At 32.1% G+C, this 8083-nt stretch carries 5 protein-coding genes; 3 read left to right on the top strand and 2 right to left on the bottom strand.

Going from position 1 to position 8083, the window contains the following annotated elements; translation table 11 throughout:
• Positions 1 to 141 precede the first annotated feature (141 nt).
• Both KPL54_RS25315 and KPL54_RS25310 read right to left on the bottom strand, forming a co-directional pair.
• A complete protein-coding gene (locus KPL54_RS25315; RefSeq protein WP_216109257.1) occupies positions 142 to 801 on the bottom strand; it encodes a response regulator transcription factor in 660 nt (219 codons plus the stop codon).
• A gap of 3 nt (positions 802 to 804) precedes the next feature.
• Positions 805 to 1977 (bottom strand): sensor histidine kinase, encoded by a 1173-nt coding sequence (locus KPL54_RS25310; protein WP_216109256.1) that lies wholly within the window; start codon positions 1975 to 1977, stop codon positions 805 to 807.
• Between the two features lie 204 nt (positions 1978 to 2181).
• Between KPL54_RS25310 and KPL54_RS25305 the strand changes: the two genes are divergently transcribed.
• The 3 genes from KPL54_RS25305 to KPL54_RS25295 form a co-directional block, all read left to right on the top strand.
• Positions 2182 to 5265 carry an efflux RND transporter permease subunit gene (locus KPL54_RS25305; protein WP_216109255.1) on the top strand — a complete coding sequence of 1028 codons (3084 nt, stop codon included), beginning with the start codon at positions 2182 to 2184 and terminating at the stop codon, positions 5263 to 5265.
• Positions 5262 to 6509 (top strand): efflux RND transporter periplasmic adaptor subunit, encoded by a 1248-nt coding sequence (locus KPL54_RS25300; RefSeq protein WP_216109254.1) that lies wholly within the window; start codon positions 5262 to 5264, stop codon positions 6507 to 6509. Before KPL54_RS25305 ends, KPL54_RS25300 begins: the two co-directional genes overlap by 4 nt.
• 631 nt (positions 6510 to 7140) lie before the next feature.
• The coding region (locus KPL54_RS25295; protein ID WP_216109253.1) for an S-layer homology domain-containing protein at positions 7141 to 8083 on the top strand (943 nt) is incomplete at its 3' end.

Here is an 8083-nt window from a genome sequence, read left to right as displayed (position 1 = left end):
GTATAGACGGATTTTTAACTGAGGTTAAAGTAGATGAATTTAAAACATTAGTTTTGGGTATTGATGGTACTATAGTTGATATTTATTAAAATTTTAAGAAGGAAACCTTTTAAAGAAGGGTTTCCTTCTTTGTTATATATATTAAATTTGACACTTGCTAATAAATACTGCAAGTTCAGTCCTACTGTTAAGTTCAAGTTTCTCAAGTATTCTTGTGACATAATTTTTTACGGTCCCCAGTCTTAAAAAGAGGACCTCACAAATATATTTGTTATTCTTACCTTGGGCAATCAGCTTTGCAACATCTATCTCTCTCGGCGTAAGTGCATCTAATTTATATTTTTGATTATAAACTTTATGAGAAGAGTGATTTTCACTAGTTAATGAATTAAAAGCTGTAACTATTTTTAGGGCTACCCCTGGATCAAGGAACATAGTACCGTCATAAGCTGTTTTTATTGCTTTTATTATATAGTCTGAACCGGCATCCTTTAATATGTAACCATCCGCCCCATTTTTTATTGCTTTAAATATATACTCATCTTCACTAAAGGTTGTAAGGATTATTACCTTTACATCTGCATATTTTTCTTTAATGATTTTAGTAGCGACCACACCGTCCATTATTGGCATTCTAACATCCATAAGAATTACATCTGGAAGCACCTTATTTAAAAGAATAAGCAACTCTCTACCATTTTCAGCCTCTCCAAGTATGTTAATGCCCTCGTCCAAGCTTAATATCATCTTTATTCCTTCTCTTACTATTTTCTGATCATCAGCTAATATAACATTTATCATATTTTACAATTCCTCCATTGGTATTGGAATACATATATCTATGCTAAAGCCTAGGTTATTACTACTAGAGTAATTCACAAATCCATTAAGTAACCTTACTCTATCATCAATCCCATTTAATCCATTTGATTTTATAATTTTATCACATCTAATTCCATTATTTTTTATAATAAGATTTATATTTTCATTTTTATTAAAGATTTTTATATTAATTTCTGATGATTTTCCATGTTTTATGCTATTAGTTATAGCCTCCTGAATAGTTTTATAAATGGAACTTTTTATAATAGGACTTAAGTTATCTAGGTTTTTATCTGCATTAAAATTAATATTTATATCAGTAATTAGATGAAAATTATTAATGAGTTTCCTAATGGAACCATAGAAATCCACTATTTCACGTTCTTCTTTCAGCAAATCAACAATTTCTCTAAGGCTACTAATACTAGATTTTGAAATGTCTTCACACTTAACTATTATCTCTTTTACTTTTTCAGGTTTTGTTGCACATATCTTTTTTGCAAATTCCAGATGCATAGCTAGAGCCATTAGATAATGGCCTAATGAATCATGAAGTTCTTGGGATACCCGCGCTCTCTCTTTAGCAGTTGTTAACTCTTCCACTTCTAAGTTATATTGTTTAAGTTTTATATTTGCGAGTTGTAGTTTTTTATTTAGCTTATCTACTTCATTTTTCTCTATTTGAAGATTTTTTACAAAATGAGCTATGCTAATTACAGCAACATAAAATAATATGGTACGACATAATATGGTAAGTTTGTCCCAGTTGGCAGGTATGCCTATTTCAGAAAATGACACTATATAAAGTGAAAATGAATGCACTATAAATAGAAACCTTTTCTTCAATCCTTTTAACTCGTAGATCTCTATTAAAGGCAATAATATATAAACAATAATTCCAGAGTCAGAGTCACTTATAAAAAATTTTATTACAGTTGCACCGCAAATAGTGAAAAGTAATGAAAAACACATGTGCCTGGAATTTATCTTTAACTTGGTACTTCTTATATAATCATTTACAAGTAGTATAAACATAAGAATGAATAAGGCTAACATAGAAGAGGTGTTATTATTATGAAAACGATATATAGCAATAAATATCGAGAATGATAAAACATATTTTGAGATTAGTAGGTACTTTTTAAACACATTCATTTTGATAACCTCGCTTTATATTAAACGTTTATTTATATAAAATGTTTATTTATATTATATCATTGTCAATATATCAATGGATACATTACTTAAGTAACTATAATTATTCACGATAATATATTAAAATACTATTAGTATTAAACAATTTTGTAATAATAATGTTATTTAGGTATTTTATTTATAAGATTTAAGGAGGATTCAAGAATGAAAATTACAGAACTTTGTGTTAAAAAGCCTCTTGCCGTTCTTATGGTAGTATTGCTTACGGTAGGACTCGGGGTGATGGGATATTCAAGTCTAGGTGCAGATTTAATGCCGGCAGTTGATGTTCCTGTAATAACAATAACAACTACATACCCAGGTGCTGGTACAGCGGAAATAGAAACTGATGTAGTTAAACCAGTAGAGGATGCAGTTTCAGGTATAAGTGGTATTGATACTATAAGTTCAGGATCCTCTGAAGGATATGGTTATACTACAATTATGTTCAAAATGGGAAATGATATGAATACTGCATTTTTAGATGTTCAACAGGCCCTTGGCGATATATCAAACAAACTTCCTACAGATGCAACAAAACCTGTAATAAAAAAGCTAGATATAAATGCAACACCTATAATGATGCTTTCTGTTTCAAGTTCACTACCATACAGTAAATTGTATGACAGTGCAGATAAAATACAAAAGTCACTCGAGAAAACTGATGGTGTTGGTAATGTATCTCTCGAGGGTGCTGTTAAAAAGCAACTAATTATTAAAGTAAATAAAACGCTTTTAGAACAGTATGGTATAGCTGTTAATACCATAACTTCTAAACTTCAAAGCGATAACCTAAATATACCAGCAGGTCAATTTAAGCAAGAAGATTCTAATCAAACAATAAAAGTACTTGGTCAATTTGAAAGCATAAAAGATGTACAAAACCTTCAAATTCCGATGACAAACGGTGGATCTATAAAACTTAGCGAAATTGCAGATGTAAAACTAGACTATCCAGATGCAACTGAACTCGTAAGGTTAAATGGAAAAAATTCTATAGGCATATTTGTTCAAAAACAAAGTGACTCTAATATAGTTATAACTGCTAAAGCTGTACAAAAACAGCTAGATAGTTTGAAAAAAACTCTTCCAGCTGGAATAAAAGTAGCGATAACATCCGATTCATCAACCTTTATAAATTCATCACTTAAAGAGGTTAAATACGGTCTTATTGAGGGTATAATTTCAACAATTTTAGTAATGTTTCTTTTCCTTAGAAGCATAAAAGCTTCGTCAATAATACTTGTTGCTATACCAACATCTCTTATTGCAACATTTTTCATGATGTATGTTTTCCACTTTACTCTTAATATGTTATCACTACTGGCATTATCCTTATCAATAGGTATTCTTGTAGATGACTCCATAGTAGTGCTTGAAAATATTCAAAGGCACTTGAGCATGGGAAAAACAGTCTTTAGATCAGTTGTAGATGGACGAGAAGAAATAGCAATGGCGGCTATTTCTATAACCTTATGTGACATTGTTGTATTTGGACCAATAGCGTTTATGTCAGGTATGATCGGGCAGTTTTTTAAACAGTTTGGACTTACAGTAGTTTTTGCTGCTTTATTTTCCTTAATTGTTTCATTTACAGTTACCCCAATGCTTGCTTCAAAATTATTAAAGGAAAAGAAGAATGATGACGATAATAAGAATATGAAGCTCAAGAAAAAAGGATTTTTTGATAAATTTATTATTTTTTATAAAAAATTTCTTTTGTTTTCGCTGGATCATAGATGGAAGATGGTAGCATTAGTAAGCTCATTATTGATAATTAGCGTGGCATTAATTCCACTTAAACTAATTAATACTGAACTTACACCTAAAACAGATCAGAGTCAATTTACAATTAATATGTCATTATCACCAAGTAGTGACGTTAAACTTACAGATGTAAAAGTTAAAGAAGTAGAAGCTCATTTAAAGAGCCTAAAAGAAGTTGACAATTACTTTACTATTGTTGGCATTAATAATAAACAGTCTTCTGCGCAAATTAATGTTAATTTATATCCTAAAAAACAAAGAGAAAAAAGTCAAGACCAGATTTCGTCTGAGATGCGCGCATGGACTAAAACACTTACTGGAGTTGATATATCTATAGGTGAAGCAAGTTCTTCTGGTAGTAGCAAGCCTATCGCAATAAGTATAACTGGACCTAATTTAGATGTATTAAAACAATTAGGTAGTGAGGTTCAGAGCTCAGTACAAGCAGTCTCTGGAACTACAGATGTAAGCAACAGTAATCAAGCAAATGAGAGCCAAATCGCTGTTAAAATTGACAAAATTGCTGCAGCGCAATATGGAATAAAGCCAAGTGATATATCAAGTGCTCTTAAAGCCACTACGGAGCAAGGAGTGTCTGGTGGAGTATTTAGGGAAAATAATGAGGAGTATGATGTTATTGTAAAACTTGATAAGGGTCAAATTGTTACAAAATCGGATATATCCACAATAAAAGTAGCTAATTCAAGTGGACAGCAAATTCCAATTGATTTGCTAGCAAAGGTTTATATGTCAGACAGTCCACAACAGATATTAAGAAAGAACCGTGACGAAATGGTTACCATTTATGCTAATAACCAGGGAAGACCTCTTGGTAGTGTTACTACGGATATCAAAGAAAAAATAAATAAAATTACAATCCCAGATGGATACGAGCTATCTTACGGTGGTGATCAAAAGAGTATGGCAGATTCCTTTACTTCACTTATTGAAGCAATTGTTGCATCAATTATACTCGTATATATGATCTTAGTTGTTTTATATGAATCATTCTTAACTCCGGCTTTAAGAATGTTATCACTACCTTGTGGATTAATTGGGGCACTTATAGCACTCGCCATTACAGGAAATAGTTTAAATATTATGTCAATGATTGGATTAATAATGCTTGATGGTCTGGCCGCCAAAAATGGAACACTATTAATAGATTATACGCTTACTCTTATGAAAACAGGTTTGCCTCTTCGCGAGGCATTAGTAGAGGCTGGACTTACAAGACTAAGACCAATACTCATGACGACCATAACTATGGTAGTTGGGATGTTACCCTCAGCGCTTGCTACTGCTGAAGGTAGTGAATATAGAGTAGGAATGTCAGTTGCAATAATAGGAGGAATGATTACATCTACGATTTTGTCACCAATAATAATTCCAGTGGTATATACGTTGATTGACGATATGAAAGGGTTCTTTGGTAAAAGGAAAAGGAAATCTGATAAAATAGATAAAGGAGTTACATTATGATGAAGCTTAAAGGGATTAAAGGATTTTTATTAATAAGTTTAACATTGAGTATAACTTTAATAGGAGTGGGTTGCGGAAATAAAGAGGTAAGTGTTACCTCGAATGATATTTCAAAAAATGTTAAAGCGTCTCCGGTTAGTATATCTTCAATAACAACAACTACAAAATATGGAAGCAAGTTAGCAACGTCTAGTCAAACTGTGGTTACATCTAAAATAGCTGGTAAAGTTAGTGGTGTAAATGTAGATGTCGGTCAGAGTGTAAATAAAGGTGATATTTTATTCACTCTTGATAGATCTGAACTTACGGCGCAATATAATGTAGCAAAAGCGGCCTTGGACACTGCTAATGCAAATCTTGATAAAACTAGTGGTTCAGGTTACGAGCAGCAATTAATACCTGCAAATTCAACATTAAATATTGCAAAAACAACATATAATGATGCGAAAAATAATTATAATACAGTTCATCAGCAATATAATATAGGAGACTCTGCCAAGAGCGAACTTGATGCTGCAAAATCGAAGATGGACAGTGCATCGCTTCAGGTTAGCGCCGCGAGTGATTCTTTAGCGCTATTAAAATCAAAAACAGGACCACAAACGGATGCTGCAGCTGCAGGTCAAGTTCAGCAAGCTAAGGCATCACTTGATTTAGCACAAATACAAATGGATAATGCTTCTATTACATCGCCTATAAATGGTGTTATATCTGAGCGAAATGTTGAAGTCGGCGAAGTAGTATCAAGTGCAGTTAGTGCATTTACTATAATTGATGCAAGTAGCCTGCGCTCTGAAGTATCTATGACAGACAAAGATGTTATAAAGGTAAAAGTAAATCAGAAAATACCTGTTCAAATATCATCTATGAATAATAAAATTGTACAAGGAATAGTAGACACCATAAGTCCTTCAGCAGATGCTAAAACACAATTGTATACAGTAAAGGTTAAGATAGAGAATCCTTCTAATTTATTAAAACCAGGAATGATAGTAAGAGTTGAGTTTCCAGATGTGGTAAAAACAGATATATCAGTTGTACCAAATGGAGCAATATTTACAGAAAATAGTGTGCAATATGTATATATAGTGGATGCTACAAGGCTCAAAAAGAAACAAGTAGTTGTGGGAATATCAAATACGCTACAAACTGAGATTGTCAGTGGTATAAAACTTGGTGATCAAGTAATAACTGAGGGTCAGAGTTTCTTAAATGAGGGGCAGAAAGTCAGTATTGTGAAATAAATGTATATTACTACAACTGCAATTCACTGCGCTTAATATCTTCTCCGGCGTGCTTTGCAAACGAACTTTAAACAAGAAATTTGATTAAGAAATTCTAATGTTTTGCTCATGTAAAATTCTCTATCGCTCACATTGGTTGCCCTGCCGTTCGCTTAGCTTGCCTTCCTGGCAAGCTTACGAGAATTTTACAATCGCAAAACAAGAATTTCTAAATCAAATTTCAATAGTTTATTCGTCTCGTATTGCAATTCACTTCGGAGAAGCTATTAATATATATTATTACAACTGCATTTTACGTAATATACATTTATTTACCGTGTTAGAGGTAAAGGGAAGAAATTATAAATTCAGAAAGTATATATTACTACAATTGCAATTCACTACGCTGAGGAATTCTAAACTGATTTTACTTAAAGATACTAAAAAGTACAAACTCGCTATCGCTCAAACATGTACTTTTCTTACGTATCTTACGTAAAATAAGTCAAGAATTACTAACGCTTGTTCATATGCATTTTACGTAATATACATTTTCTTATCGTGTTAAGGGCAAAGGAAAGAAATTACAGAAAACACTATAATTTCTAAATAATTCTAAATGAAATAATCTATAAAAAAGGATGGTAGAAAAATGAAAATAAAAAAATCGTTTTTGGGTATTGTATTAATGTTTTCGATGTTAATAAATGTTATGGTTCCTGATTTAACTTTTGCAACTACTTTAGATTATAAAACTTCTGTTACAAAGATGAAACAGCTTGGAATTATAGACAGTACAGTTACGAATGTTAACAAAAAAATGACAAATGGTGAGTTAATAAAGGCGATGGCTATAGCTGATGGGTTGGGTGATAGCGCAGCGAGTCTTCGCGGTAAAACAATATTTCCAGATGTAGCTAGTGGTAGTGTCCTTAGTGGGTACGTTAATGCTATTGTTGGAGAGGGACTTTTATATGGCACAAATGATGGTTATTTTCATCCAGCAAGTAGTGCTACTTATCAAGATATTTGTGTTAATATGGTACACCTTTTAGGTTATTCAAAATCGGATTTAACAGGAAGTTTCCCTATTAATTATATAAAAAAAGCATCTGATTTAGAGCTAACAGATAAACTTAATTTAAGAACTAATGGTGCGATTTCTATTAATGCTGCAGCTGTAATGTTTGATAGGCTACTTAGCACGCAGATGAAGGGTGCTACTAAAGAAAATTTTTCACAGGCGAGTAATTTATATACAGATTGTATTATACAAGATGATTCGGATTCTTATGATAATCTAGCAGATAATGAAATACTAACAGATAAAGGTATTATGACTATTTCAGCTAGTAATAAGAAAAAGATTCAGGTTGGACCAACATTTAGGGTCAAAATAGAGGACAGACAAATTACAAAGGTTTATGGTGAGCTTAGAACAACGGTAAGCGTTACTGTGAACACAGTACTCGGTAATGTTGTATATTATGAGAAAGATGGCGCTCAGACGAGTATGACGCTACCATCTGGTATTAGTTATTATTATCATGGCCAAAAGCAAGATTATGCTAAACTTAATAGTATATTAGTACCTA

This window comes from Clostridium estertheticum (assembly GCF_018861295.1).
Lineage (GTDB): Bacteria > Bacillota > Clostridia > Clostridiales > Clostridiaceae > Clostridium_AD > Clostridium_AD estertheticum_D.
Note: the sequence above shows the minus strand (reverse complement) of the source record. Positions and strands in the feature narration are given on the sequence as shown.